The sequence below is a fragment of the Pelomonas sp. Root1217 genome (assembly GCF_001425705.1).
Classification (GTDB): domain Bacteria; phylum Pseudomonadota; class Gammaproteobacteria; order Burkholderiales; family Burkholderiaceae_C; genus Pelomonas.
In genome coordinates, this window is the sequence record NZ_LMDC01000023.1 from 432,182 (window position 1) to 457,056 (window position 24,875).

The 24,875-nt window shown below is 66.1% G+C and carries 26 protein-coding genes; 16 read left to right on the forward strand and 10 right to left on the reverse strand.

Annotated elements, in window-relative coordinates:
* Positions 1-102: 102 nt before the first annotated feature.
* The 3 genes from ASC95_RS16260 (at position 103) to ASC95_RS16270 (ending at position 5,156) form a co-directional block, all read left to right on the forward strand.
* Positions 103-1,053, forward strand: coding sequence for an ABC transporter ATP-binding protein (locus ASC95_RS16260; RefSeq protein ID WP_057298750.1), 951 nt, complete (start codon positions 103-105; stop codon positions 1,051-1,053).
* The gene (locus ASC95_RS16265; RefSeq protein WP_057298751.1) at positions 1,046-2,005 is read left to right on the forward strand and encodes a peptide ABC transporter ATP-binding protein; all 960 of its coding nucleotides are present in this window, start codon (positions 1,046-1,048) and stop codon (positions 2,003-2,005) included. Before ASC95_RS16260 ends, ASC95_RS16265 begins: the two co-directional genes overlap by 8 nt.
* 154 nt (positions 2,006-2,159) lie before the next feature.
* Positions 2,160-5,156, forward strand: a complete 2,997-nt coding sequence (locus tag ASC95_RS16270) for a TonB-dependent receptor (protein ID WP_057298752.1) — start codon at positions 2,160-2,162, stop codon at positions 5,154-5,156.
* Positions 5,157-5,209: 53 nt separating this feature from the next.
* On the opposite strand, the gene ASC95_RS16275 is transcribed toward ASC95_RS16270, so the two are convergent.
* The 3 genes from ASC95_RS16275 to ASC95_RS16285 all read right to left on the reverse strand — a co-directional run bounded on the left by ASC95_RS16275 (position 5,210) and on the right by ASC95_RS16285 (position 7,348).
* Entirely contained in the window at positions 5,210-5,464 is a 255-nt protein-coding gene (locus ASC95_RS16275) for a YMGG-like glycine zipper-containing protein (protein ID WP_057299055.1), read from the reverse strand.
* Positions 5,465-5,624: 160 nt separating this feature from the next.
* The gene (locus tag ASC95_RS31960) at positions 5,625-5,927 is read right to left on the reverse strand and encodes a PsiF family protein (RefSeq protein ID WP_057298753.1); all 303 of its coding nucleotides are present in this window, start codon (positions 5,925-5,927) and stop codon (positions 5,625-5,627) included.
* A gap of 83 nt (positions 5,928-6,010) precedes the next feature.
* Complete coding sequence (locus tag ASC95_RS16285; RefSeq protein WP_057298754.1) at positions 6,011-7,348, reverse strand: serine/threonine-protein kinase; 1,338 nt, start codon at positions 7,346-7,348, stop codon at positions 6,011-6,013.
* Between the two features lie 40 nt (positions 7,349-7,388).
* On the opposite strand from ASC95_RS16285, the gene ASC95_RS16290 reads away from it, so the two are divergent.
* From ASC95_RS16290 to ASC95_RS16330, 9 genes are all read left to right on the forward strand, one after another.
* Complete coding sequence (locus ASC95_RS16290; protein ID WP_057298755.1) at positions 7,389-7,787, forward strand: VOC family protein; 399 nt, start codon at positions 7,389-7,391, stop codon at positions 7,785-7,787.
* A gap of 54 nt (positions 7,788-7,841) precedes the next feature.
* Entirely contained in the window at positions 7,842-9,560 is a 1,719-nt protein-coding gene (argS, locus tag ASC95_RS16295) for an arginine--tRNA ligase (RefSeq protein ID WP_057298756.1), read from the forward strand.
* Positions 9,557-10,222 carry an SPOR domain-containing protein gene (locus tag ASC95_RS16300; protein ID WP_057298757.1) on the forward strand — a complete coding sequence of 222 codons (666 nt, stop codon included), beginning with the start codon at positions 9,557-9,559 and terminating at the stop codon, positions 10,220-10,222. Before argS ends, ASC95_RS16300 begins: the two co-directional genes overlap by 4 nt.
* A 31-nt stretch (positions 10,223-10,253) precedes the next feature.
* On the forward strand, positions 10,254-10,922 hold the full coding sequence (locus ASC95_RS16305; protein ID WP_057298758.1) for a thiol:disulfide interchange protein DsbA/DsbL: 669 nt from the start codon (positions 10,254-10,256) through the stop codon (positions 10,920-10,922).
* A complete protein-coding gene (locus tag ASC95_RS16310; protein WP_057298759.1) occupies positions 10,919-11,578 on the forward strand; it encodes a thiol:disulfide interchange protein DsbA/DsbL in 660 nt (219 codons plus the stop codon). The genes ASC95_RS16305 and ASC95_RS16310 overlap by 4 nt, the downstream gene beginning before the upstream one ends.
* A gap of 70 nt (positions 11,579-11,648) precedes the next feature.
* Positions 11,649-12,266 (forward strand): lipopolysaccharide transport periplasmic protein LptA, encoded by a 618-nt coding sequence (lptA, locus tag ASC95_RS16315; RefSeq protein WP_162250790.1) that lies wholly within the window; start codon positions 11,649-11,651, stop codon positions 12,264-12,266.
* Positions 12,263-13,048: an LPS export ABC transporter ATP-binding protein gene (lptB, locus tag ASC95_RS16320; RefSeq protein ID WP_057298761.1), complete on the forward strand. Its 786-nt coding sequence runs from the start codon at positions 12,263-12,265 to the stop codon at positions 13,046-13,048. Before lptA ends, lptB begins: the two co-directional genes overlap by 4 nt.
* 128 nt (positions 13,049-13,176) lie before the next feature.
* Positions 13,177-14,688 carry an RNA polymerase factor sigma-54 gene (locus tag ASC95_RS16325; RefSeq protein ID WP_057298762.1) on the forward strand — a complete coding sequence of 504 codons (1,512 nt, stop codon included), beginning with the start codon at positions 13,177-13,179 and terminating at the stop codon, positions 14,686-14,688.
* 10 nt (positions 14,689-14,698) lie between these two features.
* Positions 14,699-15,178, forward strand: coding sequence for a hypothetical protein (locus ASC95_RS16330; protein ID WP_057298763.1), 480 nt, complete (start codon positions 14,699-14,701; stop codon positions 15,176-15,178).
* A 7-nt stretch (positions 15,179-15,185) separates the two neighbouring features.
* Here the strand turns inward: ASC95_RS16330 and ASC95_RS16335 are convergent, their stop codons facing one another.
* A complete protein-coding gene (locus tag ASC95_RS16335) occupies positions 15,186-16,046 on the reverse strand; it encodes an AraC family transcriptional regulator (protein WP_057298764.1) in 861 nt (286 codons plus the stop codon).
* A gap of 125 nt (positions 16,047-16,171) precedes the next feature.
* Between ASC95_RS16335 and ASC95_RS16340 the strand changes: the two genes are divergently transcribed.
* Both ASC95_RS16340 and ASC95_RS16345 read left to right on the forward strand, forming a co-directional pair.
* Entirely contained in the window at positions 16,172-16,519 is a 348-nt protein-coding gene (locus tag ASC95_RS16340) for a hypothetical protein (protein WP_057298765.1), read from the forward strand.
* A gap of 40 nt (positions 16,520-16,559) precedes the next feature.
* Positions 16,560-17,492: an alpha/beta fold hydrolase gene (locus ASC95_RS16345; RefSeq protein ID WP_057298766.1), complete on the forward strand. Its 933-nt coding sequence runs from the start codon at positions 16,560-16,562 to the stop codon at positions 17,490-17,492.
* Between the two features lie 39 nt (positions 17,493-17,531).
* Here the strand turns inward: ASC95_RS16345 and ASC95_RS16350 are convergent, their stop codons facing one another.
* Positions 17,532-18,395, reverse strand: coding sequence for an alpha/beta hydrolase (locus ASC95_RS16350; protein ID WP_057298767.1), 864 nt, complete (start codon positions 18,393-18,395; stop codon positions 17,532-17,534).
* A gap of 62 nt (positions 18,396-18,457) precedes the next feature.
* On the opposite strand from ASC95_RS16350, the gene ASC95_RS16355 reads away from it, so the two are divergent.
* Together ASC95_RS16355 and ASC95_RS16360 are read left to right on the forward strand one after the other, a co-directional pair.
* Positions 18,458-19,726, forward strand: coding sequence for a class I SAM-dependent RNA methyltransferase (locus ASC95_RS16355; RefSeq protein WP_235537948.1), 1,269 nt, complete (start codon positions 18,458-18,460; stop codon positions 19,724-19,726).
* Positions 19,713-20,225 carry a hypothetical protein gene (locus tag ASC95_RS16360; RefSeq protein WP_057298769.1) on the forward strand — a complete coding sequence of 171 codons (513 nt, stop codon included), beginning with the start codon at positions 19,713-19,715 and terminating at the stop codon, positions 20,223-20,225. Before ASC95_RS16355 ends, ASC95_RS16360 begins: the two co-directional genes overlap by 14 nt.
* Before the next feature lie 87 nt (positions 20,226-20,312).
* Here ASC95_RS16360 and ASC95_RS30765 read toward each other — a convergent pair whose 3' ends face one another.
* From ASC95_RS30765 to ASC95_RS16380, 5 genes are all read right to left on the reverse strand, one after another.
* The gene (locus ASC95_RS30765) at positions 20,313-20,858 is read right to left on the reverse strand and encodes a hypothetical protein (RefSeq protein WP_235537949.1); all 546 of its coding nucleotides are present in this window, start codon (positions 20,856-20,858) and stop codon (positions 20,313-20,315) included.
* A gap of 63 nt (positions 20,859-20,921) precedes the next feature.
* Positions 20,922-21,479, reverse strand: a complete 558-nt coding sequence (locus ASC95_RS16365) for a papain-like cysteine protease family protein (protein WP_082567841.1) — start codon at positions 21,477-21,479, stop codon at positions 20,922-20,924.
* A gap of 8 nt (positions 21,480-21,487) precedes the next feature.
* Positions 21,488-22,744, reverse strand: a complete 1,257-nt coding sequence (locus tag ASC95_RS16370; RefSeq protein ID WP_057298771.1) for a hypothetical protein — start codon at positions 22,742-22,744, stop codon at positions 21,488-21,490.
* A gap of 130 nt (positions 22,745-22,874) precedes the next feature.
* On the reverse strand, positions 22,875-23,315 hold the full coding sequence (locus ASC95_RS16375; protein ID WP_057298772.1) for a hypothetical protein: 441 nt from the start codon (positions 23,313-23,315) through the stop codon (positions 22,875-22,877).
* Entirely contained in the window at positions 23,315-24,835 is a 1,521-nt protein-coding gene (locus ASC95_RS16380; protein WP_082567842.1) for a peroxidase family protein, read from the reverse strand. Before ASC95_RS16380 ends, ASC95_RS16375 begins: the two co-directional genes overlap by 1 nt.
* Between the last annotated feature and the right edge of the window lie 40 nt (positions 24,836-24,875).

The window sequence follows — 24,875 nt, forward strand, 5'->3', positions numbered from 1 at the left end:
GCGCCACAGAGACACAGAGGCACAGAGAAAACTCATGGAACTTCACTGGCTGTTCCTCTGTGTCTCTGTGCCTCTGTGGCTGTGTTCCTTGGGGGCAGCGCGATGAGTTTGCTGCAGATCCGCAATCTGCGCGTCCAGTTCGGCAATTTCCCCGCCGTCGATGGCGTGGACCTGACGCTGGACGCGGGCGAACTGCTGGGCATCGTCGGCGAATCCGGCTCGGGCAAGTCGGTCACCATGCTGGCGCTGATGGGCCTCATCGATGCGCCGGGCAAGGTCACCGCCGACGCGCTGGAGTTCCAGGGCCGCGACCTGCTGAAGTTGAACGCCACCGAGCGCCGCGCGCTGATCGGCCGCGACGTGGCCATGGTGTTCCAGGACGCGCTGAGCAGCCTGAATCCCAGCTACACCGTCGGCGCGCAGATCGCCGAGGTGCTGAAGGCGCATCTCGGCCTGCGCGGCGCAGCGGCAAAGAAACGCGTCGTCGAGTTGCTGGAGCAGGTCGAGATCCCCGACGCCGCCAGCCGCGCCAATGCCTACCCGCACCAGCTGTCGGGCGGCATGAACCAGCGCGTGATGATCGCGATGGCGATTGCCTGCGGACCCAAGCTGTTAATTGCCGACGAGCCGACCACCGCGCTGGACGTAACAATCCAGGCCCAGATCATGGCCCTGCTGCTGAAGCTGCAGAAGGAACAAGGCATGGGCCTGATCATGATCACGCACGACTTGGCCATCGTGGCCGAAATGGCGCAGCGAATTGCCGTGATGTACGCCGGCCAAATCGTCGAGACCGGCCCCGTGCCCGCGCTATTCGACGCGCCGCGCCACCCGTACACGAACGCCCTGCTCGCCGCCATTCCCGAGCACAACAAGGGCGCGACCCGCCTGTCCGCCCTGCCCGGCATCGTGCCCGGTGCGCTGGACCGGCCGACGGGCTGCCTGCTGTCGCCGCGCTGCCCGCGCGTGCATGCCAGCTGCGTGGATACCCGGCCTGCGCTGGAGCACGGCGTGCGCTGCTTCTTCCCTGTGGAGAAGGCGGCCCATGTCTGAGCTCCTTCTCGAAGCCAACGACCTGGCCAAGCACTACACGGTCAGCCGCGGCCTCTTCAAGCCCAAGGCGACGGTGAAGGCGCTGAACGGCGTCAGCTTTACGCTGGCACCGAGGAAGACGCTGGCCGTCGTCGGCGAGTCGGGCTGCGGCAAGAGCACGCTGGCGCGTCAGCTCACGCTGATTGAGCCGCCGACGCGCGGCTCGCTGAAGATCCGCGGCGCGGATGCGGCTCACGCCGATGCGGTCACGCTCAAGGTCCTGCGCCGCGACGTGCAGATGGTGTTCCAGAACCCCTTCGCGTCGCTGAACCCGCGCAAGACCGTTGAGACCACGCTGGCCGAGCCGCTGCTGATCAACACGCCGATGACGGCACTGGAGCGGCGCGAACGCGTGGCGGCGCTGGCAGCCAAGGTGGGCCTGCGGCCCGAGCACCTGCGTCGCTACCCGCACATGTTCTCGGGCGGCCAGCGCCAGCGCATCGCCATTGCGCGGGCCATGATCCTCAACCCGGGCATCGTCGTCGCCGACGAGCCGGTGAGCGCGCTGGACGTGTCCATCCAGGCGCAGATCCTGAACCTGTTCATGGACCTGCAGGACGAATTCGGCACGGGCTATGTCTTCATCTCGCACAACCTGTCGGTCGTCGAGCATGTGGCCGACGAGGTCCTGGTGATGTACCTTGGCACGGCGGTGGAAATCGGCGAGAAGAAGCGCCTGTTTGCGTCGCCGCTGCATCCCTACACGCGGGCGCTGATGAGCGCAACGCCGGCGCTGCGCAAGGCTGACCGGCGCGAGCGCATCGTCATCCACGGCGAGCTGCCCAGCCCGCTGAACCCGCCCAGCGGCTGCGCCTTCCACAAGCGTTGCCCGCTGGCCGTGCCCCGCTGCAGCGAAGAGGTACCGCTGCTGCGCGAGGTGGACGGCCGGCGCGTGGCCTGCCACGTCGTTTGAGATGACTCGGCAGGCATAACCGCCGCACATGCCCGGCGCTCATTCCGTGATGCGCGGAGTGTTGCTGCGGTGCCGATTTCGCGGGCTTGGCCCCTCATGTGGCGTGACCTGGGCGCCAAGAATCTTTGCGTTGAGCAACGCAAGGAAAAACACCATGAGATTCCAGCCCACTCCCATCGCCTGCGGCCTGGCCGGCCTGCTGATGAGCCTGCACGGCGCCGCGCTGGCCCAGCAGGCCCCAGCCCAGGACACCAAGGCCAAGGCCGACGCCCAGGCGCTGGAGAAGGTCGTCATCACCGGCATCCGCGCCTCGCTGGAAAGCTCGCTGGACGCCAAACGCAACGCTTCGGCCAACGTGGACGTCATTACGGCCGTCGACGTGGGCAAGATGCCCGATAAGAACCTGGCCGACTCGCTGCAGCGTGTCGTTGGCGTGGCCGTGCGCACGGACTATGACGAGGCCGAGAAGGTGGCCATGCGCGGCACCAACCCCGACATGTCGCTGATCCTGTTCAACGGCCACACCGTCTCCGGCGGCGACTGGTACTTGGCCGACCAAGCCTCCAGCAGCCGCTCCACCAGCCTGTCGCTGATGCCCTCCTCGGTGCTGAACTCGGCCACCGTCTACAAGACCTCGCAGGCCAACATCCTGGACGGCGGCCTGGCCGGCACGATCAATGTGACGACCCGCAAGCCGCTGGATTCTCCGAAGGGCTTCAGCGGCGTGGTCAGCGTCGGCGGCGTGTACGCCGACCTGCCGGGCAAGACCAGCCCGCAGCTCAATGCCAACCTGAACTGGAAGAACGAAGACAGCACGCTGGGGTTCATCGGCCAGGTTTTCGCCGAGAAGCGCTACATCCGCCGGGACAGCGCCTCTCGCCTAGCCTATGGCGCCAACTCCGGCTGGGACCAGATCAACACCGCCACCATGCTGGGCATCACCGATGCCTCGCTGGCCGGTACGCCCTACAAGGCCGCCGACCTGAACGGCGTGCGCCTTCCGGGTTCCATGGCCACCGAATTCGTGGAGGGCGTGCGTGACCGCAAGGGCGGGATGCTCTCCGGCCAGTTCAAGCCCACCAGCAACACCGAGGTCGGGCTGACCGGCTTCTATTCCAAGATGAACGCGGCCAACTTCGGCCGCGCGACCATGGGTGCCATCTACCAGATGCTGGCCGGCCAGTCAGGCCCGCTGGGCGGCACCACGCCCACCAACGTCAACGGCCAGCGCGTCTACGCCTCCATCAAGAACCCGGTGATTGCCGAGGAAACGACCATCTACGGCCACAAGCTGCGCGTGCTGAAGTCCGCGGAGATCTCCTACGCCAACGGCCTGCCGGCCCAGTACGTCGGTGACTCGGAGGGCTACTTCCGAAGCGGCGCCTATGCCAGCTCCGGTTTCCTGGACCTGGACGGCAAGTGGGTCGTCAGCGACAAGCTGACCCTCAAGGGCCTGTTCAGCACGACCAAGGGCGTCGGCCACACCGACATGGACCGCGGCCTGAACTACACACGCTATGGCCAGGGCATCAGGTACGACATCACTGACCTCGAGAAGGCGCCTGACTTCAGCTGGATCAACGCCGGCAGCGGCACCGTGCCCCTGGACAGCAGCGTGGCGGCCCCCGGTACGCCCGGCTACCGCCTGAGCGGTCGCAGTGGCATGAACCGCTATCACACCATCGACAGCGAGAAGAGCATCGCCATCGATGGCGAGTACACGCAGGACAGCGGCGTCTTCACGTCGATGAACTTCGGGTTCCGCAACGCCGACCACCGCCGCGCCTACAGCCTGTCAACCGTCGCCTCCAAAACCGCCACCATCACGGCGCCGGATCCGTCCGAGGCGGTCGCCTACCCCGGTGATTTCGGCCGGTACCTCGGCGGAAACTTCGACAACACGGGTTTCTATTTCTCGCGCGACTACCTGACCAACTACTTCAACGCCAACCTCGCCAAGGAAACCAACGCCCAGTGGGAACGTCGCATCGCCAACTCGATCGACCTGCGCGAAGTGCAGAGCGCGGCCTACCTGATGCAGAACCTGGAAGGCGAGAAGTGGTCCGGCAATGTCGGCCTGCGCCTGGTGCGCACGACCGTCACCTCACGCACGCCTGTGCCGATTCCGGCTGGCGCCTGCCTGCGCATCGAGCCCGGCAAGCCGTATGTGCCCTGCGCCGCCTACCCGGACGCCATCATCGACGTCAGCGAAGGCCAGCCCTACTACGACAACGTACCCTTCAACGGCGCAACGGGCGTCATCTATCGGAAGGAGACCACCCGGCGCACCTTCGACGACATCCTGCCCAGCCTGAACCTGCGCTATGAGTTCACCACAGGCCTGGTCGGCCGCCTGGGCCTGTCCAAGACCATCGGCCGTCAGAACTACAACCTCTACGGCGCCACCTACTCGGCCCAAGCCTGCACCTCGCAGGGCTGCACGGTGACCGGACCGAACCCGAACCTCACGCCGCTGAGCTCGCGCAACCTGGACATCTCGGTGGCTTGGTATTACGACAAGCGCGCCATGCTGGCTCTGAGCGGCTTCAGCTCGCTGATCGACGGCTACGCAAAGACGGGGGGCACGTCGTCGGGCCAGACCGTCGAGCTGTACGACGGCACGACCAACCAGTACCGCACCTACCTGATCAACAGCTCCACGCAGCAGAAGGCCCGCATCCGTGGCCTCGAGCTGTCATGGGAACAGCCGATCGCCTGGGGCTTCGGCTTTCAGTCCAACGCCAGCTACACCGAGACGCGAGTCGAAGACGGCCGCCCGATGACCGGTGCGTCAAAGATCGCCGGCAACGTGGGCGCGTATTGGGAAAACGACGTATTCAGCGCCCGCCTGGTCTACAACTACCGCGGCAAGTACGTGTCGAGCACCACGGCGCCATCGCCAACGGCCAACAGCCAGGGCAACTCGACCATCGGTGGTGTGCTGATGCCTTCCGCGCCGACGATCGCGGCACCGGTATCCAACGTGGCCTTCTCGGCCAACTACAACGTCACACCGGAACTGCAGATCTCGTTCAGCGCCACCAACCTCACCAACCCGGTCCGCGCCACCTATCGCTACAGCGAGGCGGAGCAGCAAAAGGTCGATGCGTCAGGCCGCCAGTACTACCTGGAGGCGCGCTACAAGTTCTGAGACTTGCTCGGCGCATCCAAAAAGGCCGGTCTCGCGCCGGCCTTCTTCATGCCTCAGCGGTTCCGCTTCTTCGACACTTCATTGCCGACGACGCCGCCGGCCGCCGCACCGATGGCAGCGCCGGTGGTCGTGCCGGTCACCGCGCCGCCGACGACAGCGCCGGCAGTGGCGCCAACGATGGTGCTGGTCTCACGGGACGACATGCCCGCGCAGGCCGTCAGGGCCAGCGTCGCGGCAGCGGCGAGGGACAGGACCGTCACGCGCCAATAGGCGCCATTCGGGCTGGAAGATGTTGCAAGGTTGCTCATGGTCTGCTCCTTGAGGGAGGTGATCAGGTGAGTCAACTTTCGTCGCCAGCTGCGAGCATCGGAACCGGCCCAGGGGCCGATGGGGTGTGGGACTTGTCCTAGCGCACAAAGCAAAGAGCCACCCGAAGGTGGCTCTCGTCCTACAGGGCTTGTCAGCCAGTCACTTGGGCGCCGAGGCGGCGTCGGCCATGCACTTCTTGATGTGGCTCTTGGCTGCGGCGCCATGCAGCTTCTTGTCCGCGGCAGACTTGTCGCAGGCGGCGCTGGAAGGAGCAGCAGCAGGCGCTGAGGCCGCAGCGGCGCCACCGGACAGGCATTCCTTCATGAAGGCCTTGCGCTCGTCGCCCGCCTTGCCGCTGGTCTTGGCTTCGGCATTGCAGGCCTTCATCTTGTCCTGCTGTGGCGTGGCCTGGGCCCCGAAAGCGACGGCGGCACAGGCGAGCAGGATGGCAATTCGTTTCATTGGGAACTCCTTCTTCGGGAGGTGGATAGGCGAGTCAATTCAAGCATGCGCCCATGGCTGTGCCAAGCCGTGTTTCATCGGCGTCACAGAATTCTTCGTGGATGGTGCAGCGCCTCGTGGGCGGCGTGCAGGCGGCGCACCAGCACGCGGATGAAGCCGCGGTCGAAGCGGTGCTGGCATTCGGGGCTCAGCTGGCCGACGGACTCGGGCGTGAAGCAGATCGTCGTGCACTCCTGGCTGACACGGATGTCGGCACTGTGGCGGCGCAGATCGGGGTTGGGCGCCAGATAGGCCATCTCGCCCACCGACGTGCCCTGGCCCAGCGAGGCCACCAGCCGGCCGTCGCGGAAGACCTGGACCTCGCCCTGGGCAATGATGTGGAAGCTGTTGCCCTCCTGGCCACGCCTGAACAAGGCGTGCCCGACCGGATAGCGCTTCCAGCGCGCGCGCCGCACCACTTCCCAAAGCTGCACGTCGCCAAAGTCGGCAAAGAACTCCAGCGAGCGCAACAGGTTGAAGCGCTCGGAGTCGCGCACCTCGCCGAGGCGGTTCAGCGGCACCTGCTGGCTGGCCACCAGGGCCGACAAGGCCTGGGCAAAACCCTCCCAGTCGGCAAAGCGCTCGTGCGGGTTCTTGGCCAGGGCGCGCAGCACGACGGCGTCCAGCCCTTCGGTGACGCCCTGGCGCTGGCCCATCAACGGCAACGGCGGCTGGTGGTAGATCTGGTGCATCAGCGCCATCTGGTGCGGCGCATCGAAGGGCGGCCGGCCGCTGATCAGGTGGTAGAGCACGGCGCCCAGGGCGTAGATGTCGGCACGGCAGTCCACATCGCCGCCCTCGATCTGCTCGGGCGGCATATAGGCGAGCGAGCCGACGCGGTGAATCTGGGTCGAATCAGCCAGCAGGTTGAGGGCCGAGCCGAAGTCGCTGACCTTGACGTCGACGACCTGGCCGCCGGCGTCCAGCACGGCCAGCAGATTGGCCGGCTTCACGTCGCGGTGGATGACGCCCTGGCGGTAGACATAGCTCAGCGCCATCGCGCACTTGAAGCCCAGTTCGACGATCTGGTCCAGCGGCAGCAGGCGGTCGCTGCGGCAGAAGTGCTTCAGCGTGACGCCGGGCACGTATTCCATGACGAGATAAGGCGCGGCCTCCTCGGACACGGCATCGACGATGGCGACGACATTGGGATGGTGCAGCCGCCCGGCCAAGGCCGCCTCGGCGCTGAAGAAGCGGTTGCTGAAATCGCTGGCCGGTGCATCGGGCGGCGGCGCCCAGGCGCGCATGCGCTTGATGGCCACGTCCTTGTCCTGGAAGGGATCGCGGGCCAGGAAGACATCGCTCGTCGCCCCCTCGCCCAGGCGCTTGAGCACCTGGTAGCGGCCGATATGGGCGGGCAGATCGTCGGCAGAGGCGCTCATCGCGGGGCATGATACGGGCCGCTCCTGGAGGTGCAGGCCCTTGTTCTCCCACGTATTTCTCGGTACTCGTGACTTCGAGCGCGCCTTGGCGTTCTACCGCCCGTTGATGGCGCTGCTGGGCGTGGCCGAGCGCTTCTGCGAACCCGAAAAACCTTGGGCCGGATGGCAAAGCAGCCCCGGGCCACGGCCATTGTTTCTGCTCGGCAAACCTTTCAACGGCGAGGAGCACGTGCCCGGCAACGGCCAGATGGTGGCGCTGCTGGCTGCCGATCATGCGCAGGTCGATCAGGCCCATGCGCTGGCCCTGGCGCATGGCGGCCGCTGCGAGGGCGCCCCGGGGCTGAGGCCGCAGTACCACGCGAACTACTACGGCGCCTATTTCCGCGACCCGGACGGCAACAAACTCTGCGTCGCCTGTCACGACTCGACGGCCGGCTGAGTCGGCGCCGCCGGCGGCTCATGCGTTCAGGGGCTGCCTCCTAGAATCCCGCCCATGATCCAAGCCAAGCAGGCGCTGCTCGCCGCACTCGCCGACTCCCTCCAGGAAATTGCCCCCGGATCGAATGCCGCCGTGGCCTTCGAATCCCCCAAGCAGGCCGCCCATGGCGACTTCGCCTGCACGGCCGCCATGCAGCTGGCCAAGCCGCTCAAGGCCAACCCGCGCGAGCTGGCCACGCGCCTGATCGCTGCTCTGGAGGCAAAGCCAGCTTTTCAGATCTGGGTCCAGGCGCTGGAGATCGCCGGGCCCGGCTTCATCAACATCCGCCTCAAGCCCGAGGCCAAGCAGGCTGTCGTCGGTGAGGTGCTGGCCGCCGGAGCGAAGTTCGGCCACCGCGCGCCCACGGGCAAGCACGTCATGATCGAGTTCGTGTCGGCCAACCCGACCGGCCCGCTGCACGTGGGCCATGCCCGTCAGGCGGCGCTGGGCGACTCGCTGTGCTCGGTGTTCCAGAGCCAGGGCCACGACGTGACCCGCGAGTTCTATTACAACGACGCCGGCGTGCAGATCGCCACGCTGGCCAACTCCACGCAGATGCGCCTGAAGGGCTTCAAGCCCGGTGACGCCGAATGGCCCGAGGCGGCCTACAACGGCGACTACATCCAGGACATCGCCGACGCATTCCTCGCCAAGGAAACGGTCAAGGCCGACGACCGCGAGTTCACCGCCTCGGGCGACGTGAACGACCTGGACAGCATCCGCCAGTTCGCCGTCGCCTACCTGCGCCACGAGCAGGACCTGGACCTGCAGGCCTTCGGCCTGAAGTTCGACAGCTACTTCCTGGAAAGCAGCGTCTACGCCGGTGGCCAGTTGGAGAAGACGGTCGAGCGCATCGTCGCCAACGGCAAGACCTACGAGGAAGGCGGTGCGCTATGGTTCCGCTCGACCGACTACGGCGACGACAAGGACCGCGTGATGCGCAAGTCCGAAGGCGGCTTCACCTATTTCGTGCCGGATATCGCGTACCACATCAACAAGTTCGAGCGCGGCTACACGCAGTGCATCAACATCCAGGGCACCGACCACCACGGCACCATCGCCCGGGTGCGCGGCGGCCTGCAGGCGGTCAACATGGGCATCCCGCAGGGCTTCCCCGACTACGTGCTGCACAAGATGGTCACGGTGATGAAAGGCGGCGAGGAGGTCAAGATCTCCAAGCGCGCCGGCTCCTACGTGACGCTGCGCGACCTGATCGACTGGACCAGCCGCGACGCTGTGCGCTTCTTCCTGATCAGCCGCAAGGCCGACACCGAGTTCGTCTTCGACATCGACCTGGCACTGAAGGCCAACGACGAGAACCCGGTCTTCTACGTGCAGTACGCGCATGCCCGCATCTGCTCGGTGATCCGCAAATGGGGTGGCGATGTGTCGACGATCGCCGACGCCGACATGAGCCTGCTGACCGCGCCGACCGAGGAGGCCCTGATGCTCAAGCTCGCCACCTACCCGGACATGCTGGCGGGTGCTGCCGCCGGCATCGCGCCGCATGACGTGGCCTTCTATGCGCGCGATCTGGCCGGCGCCTATCACTCCTACTACGGCGCCGAGCGCGTGCTCGACCAGACACCCGAGCTCAGCCGCGCCCGCGTCGCGCTGCTGGCCGCGACGCGCCAGGTGCTGGCCAACGCGCTGGGCATGCTGGGCGTCAGCGCGCCCGAGCAGATGAACCGCGATATTCCTGAATCTGCCGAATCCCTCACGGAGAACGAATGACTGCTGTCTCGAAACCTGCCGGCCACAAGAACCAGAAAGGCGGCTTCGTCCTTGGGCTGATCGTCGGCCTGCTGGTCGGCCTGGCCGTTGCGCTGGGCGTGGCCCTGTACATCACCAAAGTGCCCATCCCCTTCGTGAACAAGGTGCCCCAGCGCACGGCGGAGCAGGACGCCGCCGAAACCGAGCGCAACCGCAACTGGGATCCGAACGCGCCGCTGGCCGGCAAGGCCGCCCGCAGCGCCAGCGGTGTCGTCAACGCGCCGGTGGCGACTGCGCCGCCGCCGCCGCCCAGCACGAACGCCAGTGCGGCCGCCGCGACGGCCAGTGCCGCCGCCACGGCAGCCCTGCCCCCGCCTGCCAAGCCAGCCGCCAAGGCCGAAGCGCCCGCCTCCGCGCCCACCGCGACAGCGGCGGCCGGTGCCGATGCCTATGTCTACTTCGTGCAGGCCGGCGCTTTCACCCGCCCCGAAGAGGCTGAGTCCCAGAAGGCCAAGCTGGCCATCCAGGGCTTCACCGCCAAAGTCATGGAGCGCGAGCAGAACGGCCGCACCGTCTTTCGCGTGCGCCTTGGGCCTTCGGACACCCGCGAGGCTGCCGAAGACCTGCAGCGCAAGATTGAAGGGGCTGGCTTCGAGGCCAATCTCGTTCGTGTACAACGCTGACCGCATTACCGCCTGAAGGATGACTGCTGCCATGAAGCGCCGTGATTTCTCCGCCCTGCTCGCCTCTGTCCCCCTTGCCGGTGCCACGGGCAACGCGCTCGCCCAGGGCGGCCCCATCGAAGGCCGCCAGTACACGGTGCTGAATCCACCGCTGCCCACCACGCCGGGCAAGATCGAGGTGGTCGAGTTCTTCTGGTACGGCTGCCCGCATTGCTTCGCCTTCGAGCCAGCCATCGAGGCCTGGGCCAAGCAGCTGCCGGCCGACGTGAGCTTCCGCAAGGTCCATGTGGCCTTCCGCGCCAACGTCAAGATCCACCAGCGCATGTTCTATGCGCTGGAATCCATGGGCAAGGAAGCGGCCGCGCGCCCGGCCATCTTCAATGCCATGCACCAGCAGAACCTGGCCCTGGACGACGCCAAGAGCCAGGCCAAGTTCCTGTCGCCGCTGGGCATCGACCCAACCAAATACCAGGAGGCCTACAACTCCTTCGGCGTCGTCACCAAGTGCTCCCAGGCCGAGAAGCTGTCCGAGGCCTACCGCATCGAAGGCGTGCCCAGCATCGGCGTGGCTGGCCGCTTCCTGACCTCGCCCAGCGACGCAGGCAAGGGCCTTCCCCAGCGCCTGACCGAGCAGGAGCTCGGCCAGAAAGCGTTGCAGGTCACCGAGTTCCTGATTCAACGCGCCAGGAATAAAGCATGAAGCGGCGTAGCGCCACGGCAGCCCTGATCACGGCCGGCTTCGCACCTGCCGTGTTCGCCCAGGGTGGCCCGGTCGAGGGCAAGCACTACGCGCGCCTGGGCCAGACCTTGCCAGGCACGCCCGGCAAGGTCGACGTCATCGAGTTCTTCTTCTACAAGTGCCCCCACTGCAACGCCTTTGATCCGCTGCTGGAGGCCTGGGTGCACCAACTGCCGGCCGACGTGAGCTTCCGCCGCGTGCCTGTGGGCGCGCAGCTCGTGCTCAAGCTGCACCAGCGCATGTATTACGCGCTCGAAGCGATGGGCGCACTGACGCCAGCGGTGCACAGCGGTATCTTCAACGCCTTCCATCGCGGTGGCGTCGAGGCCAATGACGAGGCAGCCGTTGCAGCCCTGGCTGGCCGGCTGGGCGTGGACACGGCCAAGTTCAAGCAGGCCTTCAACTCCTTCGGCGTGCAGGCCAAGGTCCAGCAAGGCATGAAGCTGGCCGAGCTGAGCGGCGCAGACAACGTGCCAGCACTCGTCATCGCCGGGCGTTGGCGCACCGGCCCCGGCATGGCCGGCACGCCAGGCCAGAGCGAGGCCGCCCAGGGCCAGCAGGCGCTGGCGGTGGCGGACTTCCTCATCAAGATGGCACGCGCTGGCAAGGTTTCCTGACGACTTGCCGGGTGGGAAAGGCTGGCGAAGGCAGGCGGCCCCTAGAATGGCCTGCAACTTCCGTGCCGCCATGCCACGTCACCTGATTCCGCTCGCCGCTGCGCTCACTCTGGCGCTCGCCTTCTCCGCCGCCCAGGCGGAGAAGGCCGATCGGCTCAAGCCCATGGTTTTCACGGCCGACAAGGAAGGCCGGATCGACAGCGTCAACCAGCGCACCGAGCTGTTCGGCAACGTCATCATCACCAAGGGCACGCTGATGCTGCGCGCCGAGAAGGTGGACGTGCGCGAGACCCGCGACGGCTACCACCAGGCCTATGCCAGCGGCGCAACCGGCCAGCCGGTCAGCTTTCGCCAGGCGCGCGACACGCCCGGCGAAGCCATCGAAGGCCATGCCGATCAGCTCGAGTACGACACCAAGTCCGAGACCGTGCGCTTCATCGGCAATGCCAATGTGCGCCGCATGAGCGGCGCGACGGTGGCCCAGGAGGTCACGGGCGCCGTCATCATCTACGACAGCCGCACCGAAGTCTTCGCGCTGGAAGGAGGCAGCGCCTCGCCCAACCCGAACGGCCGCGTGCGCATGGTGCTGATGCCCCGCGCCCAGCCCGACGCTCCAGCCTCGGCGCCGCCGACGGGGCTTCCGCTGCAGCCCTCCACGACGATCACACCGCCGAAGAAAACGCCATGACCACGGCCGAGCCCGTCACCAGCCGCCCCGCGGCGGCATGCGGCAGCCGCCTCGAAGCCGAGGCGCTGGCCAAGACCTATGGCGTGCGCAAGGTCGTCAAGGATGTCCACGTGCGCGTGGACTGCGGCGAGGTCGTCGGCCTGCTCGGCCCCAATGGCGCGGGCAAGACGACCAGCTTCTACATGATCGTCGGGCTGGTGCGCTCGGATGCCGGCGTCATCCGCATCGATGGCGCCGAGGTGCAGCGCCTGCCCATCCATGCCCGCGCCCGCCTGGGTCTGTCCTACCTGCCGCAGGAAGCGTCGATCTTCCGCAAGCTGACCGTCGAGCAGAACATCCGCGCCGTGCTGGAACTGCAGCAGGACGAGCGTGGCAGGGCCCTGTCCAAGGCGCGCATCGATGAACTGCTGAACGGCCTGCTGCACGACCTCTCCATCGAAGGCCTGCGCGACAGCCCGGCGCCGGCGCTGTCGGGAGGCGAGCGCCGTCGCGTCGAGATCGCCCGGGCGCTGGCCACCCAGCCGCGCTTCATCCTGCTGGACGAGCCTTTCGCCGGTGTCGACCCCATCGCGGTGCTGGAGATCCAGCGCATCATCGGCTTCCTGAAGGCGCGTGGCATCGGCGTGCTGATCACGGACCACAACGTCCGCGAGACGCTGGGCATCTGCGACCGCGCCTACATCATCAGCGAGGGCGCCGTGCTCGCCGAAGGCACACCCGACGAGATCGTGGCCAATGCCGACGTGCGCAAGGTGTACCTGGGTGAGAACTTTCGCATGTGATGGCGGCACTGACGTGAGAACAGAATGCATCCACAGAGGCACAAAGACACGGAGGAAAGCCAGCAGGCGCTTCTCTGTGTCTCTGTGCCTCTGTGGTTGCATTTGCCGTGCAGCCTTGGCGCGCTGACATGAAGCAGACGCTCCAGGTCCGCCTCAGTCAGCACCTCGCGCTGACGCCCCAGCTGCAGCAATCCATCCGGCTGCTGCAGCTGTCCACGTTGGAGCTGCACCAGGAAGTCGAGCAGATGCTGGCCAGCAACCCGCTGCTGGAGACCGAAGAGGAATTCACCGTCAGCACGCCCGAGCTGGCCAGCAATGCGCCGGCCGAAACGTCCGCCGCGGAAACCAGCAGTGACACCGGCGCCGAAGCGGAGACCGCCGAGGCGCCCGAGCTGAGCGGCGAGGACTTCGGCGGCACCGAGCGCGAGGACTGGGAGAACGGCACCGAGAAGGACGACTTCGACGGCATCCGCGAGCTGCCCTCCAGCAGCGGCAGCGGCAGTGGCAGCGGCGAGGACGACGGCGAGCGCGAGAGCCAGGAATTCGCCGAACTGACGCTGGCCGAGCATCTTGCCGAGCAGCTCGCCGGCCACCACTTGTCGCCGGAAGACCGCGCTGCCCTGCAGGTGCTGATCGAATCGCTGAACGAGGACGGCTACCTCGAAGACCCGCTCGAGGAGATCGCCGCGGCCCTCATCGAAGACGAAGAGGCCCGCGAGGACCTGCTGGACCGCCTGCGCATCGCGCTGCGGCTGCTGCAGAGCCTGGAGCCCGCGGGCATTGCCGCGCGCGACCTGTCCGAATGCCTGGTGCTGCAGCTGCGCGCCTGCCCGAAGTGCCCTGCCCAGGTCATCGCCATCCTGATCTGCAAGAGTCATCTGGAATTGCTGGCCCGGCGCGACATGCGCCGCCTGATGGCCGAGACTGGTGCCGACGAAACCATGCTGCGCGAAGCCCAGGGGCTGATCACCCAGCTTGAGCCCAAGCCGGGCCGGCGCTTCACCCAGGGCGCGGCGGCGGCCATCGTGCCGGACGTCATCGTGCGCAAGAGTGGCCGCGAATTCCGCGTCATGCTCAACCCCGAGGTCGCGCCCAAGCTGCGCATCAACGACCTCTATGCCAATGCATTGCGCGCCACGCGCGGCGGCATCAGCAACTCGCCGCTCGGTGGGCAGCTGCAGGAGGCGCGCTGGTTCATCAAGAACATCCAGCAGCGCTTTGAAACCATCCTGCGCGTGAGCCAGGCCATCGTCGAGCGCCAGCGCGGCTTCTTCACGCATGGTGCGCTGGCCATGAAACCGCTGGTGCTGCGCGAGATCGCCGACGAGCTCGGCCTGCACGAGTCCACCATCTCGCGCGTGACGACGGCCAAGTACATGGCCACCAGCTGGGGCACCTTCGAGCTGAAGTATTTCTTCGGCTCGGGGCTCAGCACCGAGGCCGGCGGCGAGGCGTCCAGCACCGCGGTGCGCGCGCTGATCAAGCAATTCGTCGCGGCCGAGGACATCAAGAAGCCGCTGTCCGACAGCGCGCTGGCGGCCATGCTCGAGGAGCAGGGCATCCAGTGCGCGCGGCGCACGGTGGCCAAGTACCGCGAGGCGATGAAGATCGCGCCGGCGAATTTGCGCAAGGCGCTGTAGAGGAGTAGCTATGCCGAGAGTTCTGCCCCTGGCCATCACTCTGGCTGCGCTGCTGAGCGGCCCTGCCGCGCAGGCACAGAGCCTCGCGGGCGACGTCAAGGCCTGCCGCCAGCTGACCGACTCGGCACGCCGCCTGGCCTGCTACGACGCGCTGCCGCTGCCGGCGGAACAACCGGCCAAGGCTGTAGCGCCCGCGCCGGTAGCGCCCGCCGACCCCGTGACCAAGTTCGGCCAGGAGTCGGTGAAGCTGCCCGATGCGCCGCCCGAGCTGAAGCAGATCGAAAGCCGCATCCGCGGCAGGTTCGCAGGCTGGGGCGCCAACACGCGCATCGAGCTGGAGAATGGACAGTCCTGGCGCGTCGCCGACGGCAGCAGCGCCATCTACGACCTGGACAATCCGAAAGCCATCGTGCACCGCGGCATGATGGGCGCCTTCTTCCTGGAAATCGAGGGCATCGGTTTCCAGATCAAGGTGACGCGAGTGCGCTGACCGCTGCTCAGTCGTTCGACGGCCCGGTCTTCGGCGCCAGCGGCAACGCCCCCTTGCGCCACTCCCGTGGCGACTGGCCTGTGTGCGCCCTGAAGGCGCGTGACAACGCCGCCTCACCGCCGTAGCCCACGTCCATCGCGATGTGCTTCAGGGCCTTGCCTTCGCGCAAGCCCTTCTGCGCCAGGCCGATGCGCCAACGCTGCAGGTAGACGCCCGGCGTGCAGCCGACGACGTCGCGGAAGGTGTTGGCGAACACGGTGCGTGACATGCCGGCCTGCGCCGCGAGCTCCTCCAGCGGCCACTCGCGCTGAGGTGCCTCGTGCAGGGCCACGAGAGTCCCGCGCAACTTGGGGTGTGACAGGCCGGCCAGCATGCCCGACTCCACCTGGCCCTGCGACATCAACTCGCGCAGCACCCAGATCATCAGCACCTCGAACAGCCGGTTGAGCATCAGCTGGCGACCGCAATGGCTGGCCTCGGCCTCGGCGAACAGCTGGCCCAGCACCGGCGCGCAGCTCGGCACCGCCGCCAGCGGCAGGCAGACCCAGGGCGGCAGCGCCGCGGCGATGGGGTGGCTGGCACCGCCCTCGAAGGCCATGTGGGCACAGACGAACTGGGCGCCGCAGCTCGGGTCCGTGACGAAGCGATGCGCCAGCGGGCGCGGGTAGAGCAGCAGGCTGGGCTCCGCAATGCGCAGCGGCTCCGGTGTGCCGTCGTTGTGCACCGCCACGCCGCCCTCGCGGATCAGGTGCAGCTGGCCACGGCCCGCCTGCGGTTCCAGGCTGTTGACACCACACAGCGGACCGGTCTGGAAGGTCTCGGCCCGCACGGCGAAGTGAGCGAAGAGGGCGGCAAGTCGGTCGGCCATGGTCAGTACGAATTGCAAACAAAGACGTACCAAATGGTATTTCAAGTACGAGCTTCATCGGCAAAGTTCGTTCTGTCGCAAGACGAACCACCCCACCCCAAGACACCGACTTCCAGGAGCCCGCCATGACCCGCCAACCCAGCTTCAACCGCGCCGTCTTCCAGCTGCTGTTTGCCAGCGCCGCCCTCGTCGGCGCTTCGGCCAACGCCCAGTCCTATGTGACGGACCCCGAGTCCGGCGCCAGCGTCAGCGTGGCGTCCACCGCCTCACGGGCCGAGGTGCTGGCCGACTTGAAGGTCTACCAGGAGTCGGGCCTCGCCGCCGCCGAGCGCGTCGCCGCCGAGACCGGTCAGGACACGCCCGCCCTGCTCGCCGCACGTCAACGCTACGCCGCCCTGCGCCAGGGCGACCGCTATGCCGCCCTGGTGGCCGAGTACGCCACGCGCCGCAGCGAAGCCCGCCGTCCCGCCTGATCGCCGCGCCCCCAACCCCATCACTTTCGAAAGACTCGCCATGAACGCCTTCACCCGCATCGCCCTCGCCGCCACCCTCGCCATCGGTGGTTTTGCTGCCCAGACTCAGGCCACGGCCGCTCCGGCACAGGCGGCCATCGCCAGCCCTTACGTGGCGGCCAACGACGGCACGCCGCTCTACGTCAAGGACTGGGGCCCGAAGAACGGCCCGGTCGTCGTCTTCAGCCATGGCTGGCCGCTGAATGCCGACAGCTGGGAGTCGCAGATGCAGTTCCTGGCCGAGCGCGGCTACCGCGTCATCGCCCATGACCGGCGCGGCCACGGCCGTTCGGGCCAGCCCTGGGCGGGCAACAACATGGACCAGTACGCCGACGACCTCGACGCCGTGCTGCGCACGCTGGACGTGAAGCGCGCCACGCTGGTGGGCTTCTCCACCGGCGGCGGTGAGGTGGCCCGCTACATCGGTCGCCATGGCACGGCGCGCGTCGCCAAGGCCGTGCTGGTGAGCGCCGTCACGCCCATCATGGGCCAGTCGCCCAGCCACCCCGAAGGCGTGCCCACCGCTGTGTTCGACAGCCTGCGCAAGGCCTCGCTCGACAACCGGGCCCAGCTCTACAAGGACATCGCCGGCGGCCCCTTCTTCGGCTTCAACCGCCCCGGTGCCAAGCCTTCAACCGGCCTGGTCGACAGCTTCTACGTGCAGGGCATGCAGGCCGGCGCCAAGGCCACCTACGACAGCATCGAGGCCTTCTTCCATTCCGATTTCCGTGCGGACCTGAAGAAGTTCGACATCCCGACGCTTGTCATCCACGGCGCCGACGACCAGATCGTGCCCATCGAGACCACCGGCCGCGCCACGGCCAAGCTGGTCAAGGGTGCCCGCCTGATCGAGTACGCCGATGGCCCGCACGGCATCACCGACACGCACAAGGACCGCCTCAACCATGACCTTCTGGACTTCATCCGCCAGTAAGCCTCAGCGAGACGGGCAGTGTCCGGCTCGCCCTGGTTGCTAGTCTTTGGACGGCCCGGTCTCCGGCGCCAGCGGCTCGAAAACGAAGCGCATGCCACGCGTGTAGCTCTCCGCCTTGGTGCCGGCATGGCGCTCGCCGTCGATGATGCGGTTCTGGAACACCAGGCCCGGGTGCTTCAGCTCCGGCAGCAGCGCCTGGTAGCGCTTGATGCCGGCCAGGAACCCCGGCCACTCGTACTCCGCACCGGTCACGTAGAGCCGCGCCTTGATGGGCTTGCCCGTCGCGGCATAGGCCTTGGCTTGGCCGATGATCCAGTCGTTGCCCATGACGACGGCCGGGCTGGCGGCGATATAGCCCTTGAAGAGATCGGGCTTGGCGTACATCGCATGCAGCGTGAACAGGCCACCGAGCGAGCTGCCCGCCAGGTAGCGCTGAGCCGGGTCGGCGCGGTAGTCGCGCTCCATCAGCGGGAAGATGTCCTTTTCCAGTGCCGCGATGAACTTGTCGGCATTGCCGGTGCTGGAAGACAGCGGGTTCATGCGCACGGGCGACAGCTCCCAGCCGCGCAGCTCGCCGTAGTCGAGGTTGTCGCCGGCATAGCCCAGGCCCACCGTGATGAACTCCGGCACGACCTTGTCGTAGTTCAGGTTGTTGTACGAGGCGACGACGGTAGCGAAGTCCCAATAGCCGTCGGTCACGTACAGCACCGGGTAGCGGCGCTTGGGTTCCTTGGCGAAGGAGCTCGGCAGGTGGATATGCAACTGGTAGCTGCGGCCATCCGCGTTCTTGGGCAGGGCGCGCAGTTGCGTGTTGCCGACGGTGTGCGGCGGATAGGCAGGCGCCTGGGCGCTTGCCTGAAACGCGGCGAACAGGAAGGCGAGGGTCAGGACGATTCGCTTCATGGCAGGGGTGCGCACGGATGATGGCAACGTTGTCAGTTTAGAGGGCGGCGACAATGCGGCCCGTGAGCCTGCCCAACAAACTTTCCCTGTTCGTCTCCTGTGCCGGTGGCGTCGAGCCGCTGCTGGAGGAAGAGCTGAAACGCTTCCTGCCGCCCGGCGTGCGCAGCAAGGTGGAGCCCCTGCGCGGCGGCTGCGGCCTGGTCGGTGGCCTGGAAGACGCGATGCGCATCAACCTCGAAAGCCGGCTCGCGCAGCGCGTGCTGATCGAGCTGATCGAGGGGCCTTACCGCCACGAGGAAGACCTCTATGCGCTGGCTCGCCACGTCGACTGGCGCGACTGGATCACGCCGCGCGAGACCATCCGCGTTGACACCATCGCGCAGCGCTCGCCGCTGAAGAGCTTGAACTTCACGACGCTGCGCATCAAGGACGCGATCTGCGACCAGCTGCGCGAGCACACCGGCGAGCGACCCAGCGTGGACACGCACTCGCCCGACCTGCCGGTGCTGCTGCACGTCGGCCCCGAACGCGCGGCGATCTATGTCGACACCTCGGGCGAGCCGCTGTTCAAGCGCGGCTGGCGGGTCGACAAGGGCGATGCACCGCTGAAGGAGACCCTCGCCGCCGCCATGCTGGCCGCCGCCGGCTGGCGCGGAGAGAGCGCCCTGCACGACCCCTGCTGCGGCTCCGGCACCATCCCCATCGAGGCCGCGCTGATCGCCTGTGATTCAGCTCCCGGCCTGCTGCGTCGCTTTGCTTTCGAACGCCAGATCCCGTTCTCCACGCCCGCGCTGAAGGCCGCCTGGGGCGAGATGGCCCAGGCAGCCCGTGCCCGGGTCCATGCCCCGGCCGTGCCCATCTACGCCAGCGACGTGGCCTTCCGCATGGTCGACTTCGCGCGCCGCAATGCCGAGCGCGCTGGTGTGGCCCAGTACATCCAGTTCAACGGCGGAGACGCACTCGAGCGGCCCGCGCCCCAACTGCCCGAGGGCATGGCCGGCAGCATCATGATGAACCCGCCCTACGGCGAGCGCATCGAGGTGCGCGGCAAGGCGGCGATGACGCGTGACGCCGGCGGCAGCGAGGAGCGCGATGCCGGCGACGATTTCTTCCCGCGCCTGGCTGCGCACTGGAAGCGCCAATACACCGAGAACCCCGCCGGCTGGACGGCCTGGATGCTCAGCCCCGACATGAAGCTGCCGAGCAAGATGCGGCTCAAGGAGTCACGCCGCGTGCCGATGTGGAACGGCCCCATCGAATGCCGCCTGTTCCGCTTCGACCTCGTCAAGGGCTCGGCGCGCAAGGTCACCGAAGGCGATGCGCCCACGTGAGCTGATCGCTGCTGTCGCGCTGGGGCTGGCTGCGGCCGCCGCCCAGGCCGAGCCCTGCACCGTGGTCTTCGGCCAGGGCCGCAACCCGCCGTTGAAGGACGGGCCGGACTGGGATGATCTGAACCAGCGCTTCAACGCCGCCGTCACCAATACGCTGGACGCCGAGGGCCGGCGCGTCATCCCGATGACGGCGTCCGCCGTGCAGGCCGATCCGACAGCCGCCGGTGTCGCGCTGCTCGAACAGGCCGACAACCTTCACTGCAACACGCTGATCGAAACCGCCCTCTTTGTGGATCAGAACGACACGCTGGTGCTGCGCCTGCGCGTCTACCCGCTGCTGCCCACGCTGGGCGACGGCGGCGTCATCAACGGCCTGCGCATTGGCGCGCCGCTGTTCGTGACGCAGCGCGACCTGGCGTTGATTGCGCTCACCCGACTCAGGCCTGATCTGGTCGGCCAGCAGATGGCCGCCGAATACCTTCAGCACGACCGGCGCTGATCCAGGGCGAGGCCCGCTATGCGGCCCTTGGCACCGACTTGCCGATTGCGCGCCAGACGTGATGCGAACCGAGAGCAGCATGGTTGATCATGAACCCCGTGCGAGCCGCTTCTTCGAATCATTCAGGTCCTGCATCCAACGCCCGCAATCAAGAGCGCGCCCCGCAGCGAATCCCGTGGACGTTCGGATGATCGGCACGAACAGATCCTGCTTGCGATTGCCGTCAATCTCTCTCAGCCAAATTGCGGAGGCTTGGAGGGCCGGCAATCTGATTGACGCCAGTACGAATTGCCCTTTACGGGCATACCTGCTTCGCTCGGCGAGTCCGATAGCCGCGACCACGGCCACCGCCATTCGCTGCCCACCGATATAGGGATGACGCGGCAACTCGTCTCGAGAGCTTGCAGCAAAGCCAACGGATGCGACGACGTTCGATCCAGTAAGCACCACGTAGCGCCAAGCGGTCATCTGGCAGGCCTCGACGTCTCCATCCGGAGCCACGCAGGTCGCATCCAGATTGAAGACAGGGTGCGGTGCCGCCAACCGAAGGTGTGGTGATGGCAAGGCCATCAACGATCGGGCCAGCGCCGGCCTGTCGTCAACTGGCATGGCTGAAGCAAGGAAGCGCTTCATATAAGAAACGGATTCTGAAGATGGGTTGACTGTCGTGATTCCCATGATGAACCGCCATGTGGCTTAGCGCACTCGATAACTTTGCTTCCACACCCCAGTACCCTGGTATGCGTCGATGACGTCCGCGTAGGGGGACGTGGATTCGTCGAAGGCTGGATCGTCGATTATCAGAAGCCGCCCATCTCGCCGGTAGCCACGGATGACTGTGAAATGAGGAATGCCGGTATCCATGAACCTGACCCTGATGCAAACGGGCAGCCCGTCATCGATCTGCTCGGCTATCTTCTCGAAAGACATCGGGATGGGCTCTACCCCACCGAGTCGATTGAAGTGAGCCAGCGTGTCCTCCAACGGCATCATCTTGTTCACCGCTTCGGACGTTGGATCGGCGCAAGCGTCCAAGCTGAGGACTGCTGCTGCCACCTCACATTGACTCATCTTGAACGAAGCACTTCGGAATGCACAGATGCCTGCAGCGACAGCACACCAGCACCACTGATCCTGTTCCTGGTGAGGTATTTGCAGCGCATCAAGGACCTTTTCGCCATCGCTCACGGTGCCACCATGAGCGCCTGAGTCAGCCGAAATGGACGTCGCTTGCAGCAATTTGGGGAGTGCCATCACGACTCCTAAGGCCTGGCATTGACCAATGCTCGATGCGCTTGCATTTCCTGCCTCAAATCGCCAAGCTTCACTTGGCCGCCATGTTCGCCGACCACGCCACTTGAGACGACGGCCCCTGCCGTATCTGTGAGCATGTAGGCCACAACAGCGCTGCCACTGACGAAAAAATTGGTCCAGAACAGATTGGTTTTTGTGAGCGTCGTTCCGCCTGCCCCGACTGGCTTCAGCTGCAGAACATGTGCCCCGGCTCTACCCTTTGAAAGCTCCTCCATCTGCGCCAGTACCTGAAGGCGAATCGCACCTGTCGCCTCGTCGATTGCAGCGGCAGACGCAATGATGGCGTTCGCCCTTGTCTTGAGGGCCGTACCGCGGGCCTCACCGTTGTCAAACAAGATCTTGGCTTCAGCGAATGCGGCTTGGCAGGCGGGCGTCGCAGGCTTGGTCTTGTCATCTGCCCGTTGCTGGACTTTCTCTCTGCGCTTTGCGATCTCAGTCAACCGCAAGTCCACCTGGGCCAGATCGGTGTTCAAGGCGGCCAGCCCTTTGGCAATCTCGGAGTTGGCCAAGGGGTCCTTGTTGGGATCTGAGAAGGCGCCAGCAAAGTACTGTGAAGGATAGACAACATTGTTGACACCGGCGAGTCTGAGCTGGCGCAACACCGCTGAAGCCAACGCGAAATCGTCTACCGTGACATCGGCGCCTTCCACGTTCTTGCTGACCTTGAACAGCGATTGCACGATGCTCAATGCGTCCAACACTGGGACCGTCGCACCACCCTCGCCGGGCTCCTTGCAATCATCGACTTCGGCAGCAAGTTTCGACACTCGAAACGAGCCCATCGCTTTGTGGAGGTCCTGCACGCTTCGCAGGACGGCGCGTGCCTGCACAACGGCGTTCAGCTCCTTTGCGCTGTAGATCACTACCGGCAAATCGTTGACCGTTCGTTTGACCTCAGCCGCAATGATGCGGGCGACATCATCGACGGCGGCGTACGCCAACAATTTCCCCTCCGCCGAGAGGCCGGTTGCCGCACCCGTCGGCGCAGTCGCAGTAAGCGAACCGAGGCGAGCCTTGGCTTCCGCCGCCTCGGCTTCCGCAGCGGCCTTGCGAGCTTCGGCTATCTCCTTTCTGAGAGCCTCTATCTCTTTCAGCTGAGTCAGATCATCCTTCTCGGCGGCGCTACCCATGACTGGTGCCATCGTCAGGCTTGCCAGGACGAGGAGTGTCCGCAGGTTTTGAAACGGTCGGAATCGCTGGGTCATTGCAGCTCCCTAGTTGGTGGTAGCGCTGTGGATGAGCGTCGATGGCCGCGGCCAGTTCGCTCCTACGGTTTCTTCACTGCTTCGTCAGAATTCGCCTTGAAGGCCAATGCGCCGGCAACAGCCGTCAACATCAGTCCCAGGAGCGTGCCCAGAACCCCGCGATAGGCCCCCCCATTGCGGCCGGCGCCACCGCATCGAAGGCGGTAACCCGCTGCAGCAACGTCCACACGACGAAGGACAGCTGAGGGATGCACATGCGCACATAGTCGAGCCTCACCCAGGGCGCTTGACTGTTGGCGTTCCGCGCCAACACGTAGAGCGCCATGCTGAGCACGATCAGGGCAAAGAACGCCAGCTTCAGCGCGCCTGCATCGGTAATGGAGGTCTGCCCGCCCTCGACCTTTGTGGCGAAGCCAATGATGAGGGCGTGTGCCGAAAGGATCTCGGCCGGAACAAGCGCCGCCAAGGAATCGAGCATGGCGCTGACGCCCGGCGGCTCCTTCGTGGTGCTCAAGCTCGCCGGGGCAGCCACCCGCAAGGCGGTCAAGCGCGCGTAGAGGATGGTGCTCATCAGCCCTCCAGTGCAGCGAGCTGCAACAGTTCCGGCAATGTGGTCCTGAACTCTTCGCGCCGATTGCCTTCCAGGACCGACACGTTCGACCACCGCACCAGGTTCCACAACGTGTCCATCACGATGCGGCTGCCGACTCGCCCGAGCCGCCGGCCTTGGTGGTGCGCCACAGCCTCGACCAGCACATAGAACCAGAGTGGCGTCTTGTCGACGAACGGCAAAGCCTTGTCACGCATGGCGCCATCAGGCAACGCCGCGAGCAGGGCATCGCCCCGAAGCGGCACCTCGCCCAGCCGCCTTGCCAGCGCCTGGCCGGTGGGCAGACCGACGCGGTAGCCGCGCTTGAGATTGCGAGCCGCGAGCTTGGGCGCCAGGTTGCCCGTCAGCACGGTGCCGTCCTCCCGCTTAAGTTGAAACAGGAAGCTGGTCAGCCGCGGGTCGATGGGGTGCGCATGCTGCGGCTCAACACCCGAACTCATGGGAGCAATGCGCTCCCATTCCACAATCCAGTTTTCGGGCAGCGTGTCGAACTCGCCCAACTGGCCGCTCAACGCAGTGAAGGTGAACAGCAGATTGAGGCTCGCCGGAATACCGCCCGGCTGCGTATTGAAGTTGAGGTTGAAGTCGTAGTTCGTGCGGACCATGGAGTGCCCGAAGCGATAGGCCGCGAACGCGAACTCGGCCGGCATGAACAACTGCGTGGCGTCGGCCACCTGCCACCTCGACCCATTCGTCATGACATCTTGGTGGACGCCAGGATCGCAGATGCGCTTAGCGAAGTCGTCCAGCACGATGGACTGGTAGCGCAGGATCATTTCATCGCGCGCGTCGTCGAACGTTCCACCTTTGGCCACCAGCGCGTTGTGCGCCTTGAGGAAGGCCGTGTGCAGTTGCGCAATGATGGTGTTTTCATCATTGCGCGGATCGCCAATGATGGCCGCCCTGTCCTCTTTGACATTGTTCGGGTCGTCGTCTCGCTTCTGCCGGGGCAGATCGTTCAAATCGCCTTTGCCCTCAGGCCGCAAGAAGGGTTTTCCGTTTTGGCCGGTGGGCGACACCAAACCCACGCGCATGCGGTTCTTGTTGTCCTGATCGCGGGGCACCCCGAGGAAATAGACGCTGTCCAGCTCGGCCGCGGCTGTGCGGCTGTTGGGCAGCGAAGCGGCGTCGATGACGGGGAAGTCATCCCGCTCCAGCACTGCGACGGCGCCGGAACCCTCGTCCAAGGTGATGTCGTGGTCGAGGAACTGGCCGAAGTAGGTGTAGACGGCCGGGATGCCACTGTCACCGGCGGCGTCGCTTTGCATCGTCTCGGCCAGCTCACCCAGCTGCCTGATGGTGTCAGGTCCGACCGGCAGCAGTTCGTCGGCTTCGTAAGCGAACAGATAGCCGAAGCGATCGCTCGTCGCGTCGGCCTTGGCAGCGTCCTTGTCGCGCTTGATGGCCTCGGCCATGCCTGTGCGCAGGCGAGCCGCCTTGGTCGTGCCTACGTTACCGTGCGCACGTCGTTCCATCGTCATGACTCACCTCCGTGGAATGGATGCACCACGGTAAGCCCGC

Coding starts and splice junctions, on each gene's coding strand:
- ASC95_RS16260 (WP_057298750.1), top strand. CDS start 103: ATGAGTTTGCTGCAGATCCGCAATCTGCGCGTCCAGTTCGGCAATTTC.
- ASC95_RS16265 (WP_057298751.1), top strand. CDS start 1,046: ATGTCTGAGCTCCTTCTCGAAGCCAACGACCTGGCCAAGCACTACACG.
- ASC95_RS16270 (WP_057298752.1), top strand. CDS start 2,160: ATGAGATTCCAGCCCACTCCCATCGCCTGCGGCCTGGCCGGCCTGCTG.
- ASC95_RS16275 (WP_057299055.1), bottom strand. CDS start 5,464: ATGAGCAACCTTGCAACATCTTCCAGCCCGAATGGCGCCTATTGGCGC.
- ASC95_RS31960 (WP_057298753.1), bottom strand. CDS start 5,927: ATGAAACGAATTGCCATCCTGCTCGCCTGTGCCGCCGTCGCTTTCGGG.
- ASC95_RS16285 (WP_057298754.1), bottom strand. CDS start 7,348: ATGAGCGCCTCTGCCGACGATCTGCCCGCCCATATCGGCCGCTACCAG.
- argS (WP_057298756.1), top strand. CDS start 7,842: ATGATCCAAGCCAAGCAGGCGCTGCTCGCCGCACTCGCCGACTCCCTC.
- ASC95_RS16300 (WP_057298757.1), top strand. CDS start 9,557: ATGACTGCTGTCTCGAAACCTGCCGGCCACAAGAACCAGAAAGGCGGC.
- ASC95_RS16305 (WP_057298758.1), top strand. CDS start 10,254: ATGAAGCGCCGTGATTTCTCCGCCCTGCTCGCCTCTGTCCCCCTTGCC.
- ASC95_RS16310 (WP_057298759.1), top strand. CDS start 10,919: ATGAAGCGGCGTAGCGCCACGGCAGCCCTGATCACGGCCGGCTTCGCA.
- lptA (WP_162250790.1), top strand. CDS start 11,649: ATGCCACGTCACCTGATTCCGCTCGCCGCTGCGCTCACTCTGGCGCTC.
- lptB (WP_057298761.1), top strand. CDS start 12,263: ATGACCACGGCCGAGCCCGTCACCAGCCGCCCCGCGGCGGCATGCGGC.
- ASC95_RS16325 (WP_057298762.1), top strand. CDS start 13,177: ATGAAGCAGACGCTCCAGGTCCGCCTCAGTCAGCACCTCGCGCTGACG.
- ASC95_RS16330 (WP_057298763.1), top strand. CDS start 14,699: ATGCCGAGAGTTCTGCCCCTGGCCATCACTCTGGCTGCGCTGCTGAGC.
- ASC95_RS16335 (WP_057298764.1), bottom strand. CDS start 16,046: ATGGCCGACCGACTTGCCGCCCTCTTCGCTCACTTCGCCGTGCGGGCC.
- ASC95_RS16340 (WP_057298765.1), top strand. CDS start 16,172: ATGACCCGCCAACCCAGCTTCAACCGCGCCGTCTTCCAGCTGCTGTTT.
- ASC95_RS16345 (WP_057298766.1), top strand. CDS start 16,560: ATGAACGCCTTCACCCGCATCGCCCTCGCCGCCACCCTCGCCATCGGT.
- ASC95_RS16350 (WP_057298767.1), bottom strand. CDS start 18,395: ATGAAGCGAATCGTCCTGACCCTCGCCTTCCTGTTCGCCGCGTTTCAG.
- ASC95_RS16360 (WP_057298769.1), top strand. CDS start 19,713: ATGCGCCCACGTGAGCTGATCGCTGCTGTCGCGCTGGGGCTGGCTGCG.
- ASC95_RS30765 (WP_235537949.1), bottom strand. CDS start 20,858: ATGAAGCGCTTCCTTGCTTCAGCCATGCCAGTTGACGACAGGCCGGCG.
- ASC95_RS16365 (WP_082567841.1), bottom strand. CDS start 21,479: ATGGCACTCCCCAAATTGCTGCAAGCGACGTCCATTTCGGCTGACTCA.
- ASC95_RS16370 (WP_057298771.1), bottom strand. CDS start 22,744: ATGACCCAGCGATTCCGACCGTTTCAAAACCTGCGGACACTCCTCGTC.
- ASC95_RS16375 (WP_057298772.1), bottom strand. CDS start 23,315: ATGAGCACCATCCTCTACGCGCGCTTGACCGCCTTGCGGGTGGCTGCC.
- ASC95_RS16380 (WP_082567842.1), bottom strand. CDS start 24,835: ATGACGATGGAACGACGTGCGCACGGTAACGTAGGCACGACCAAGGCG.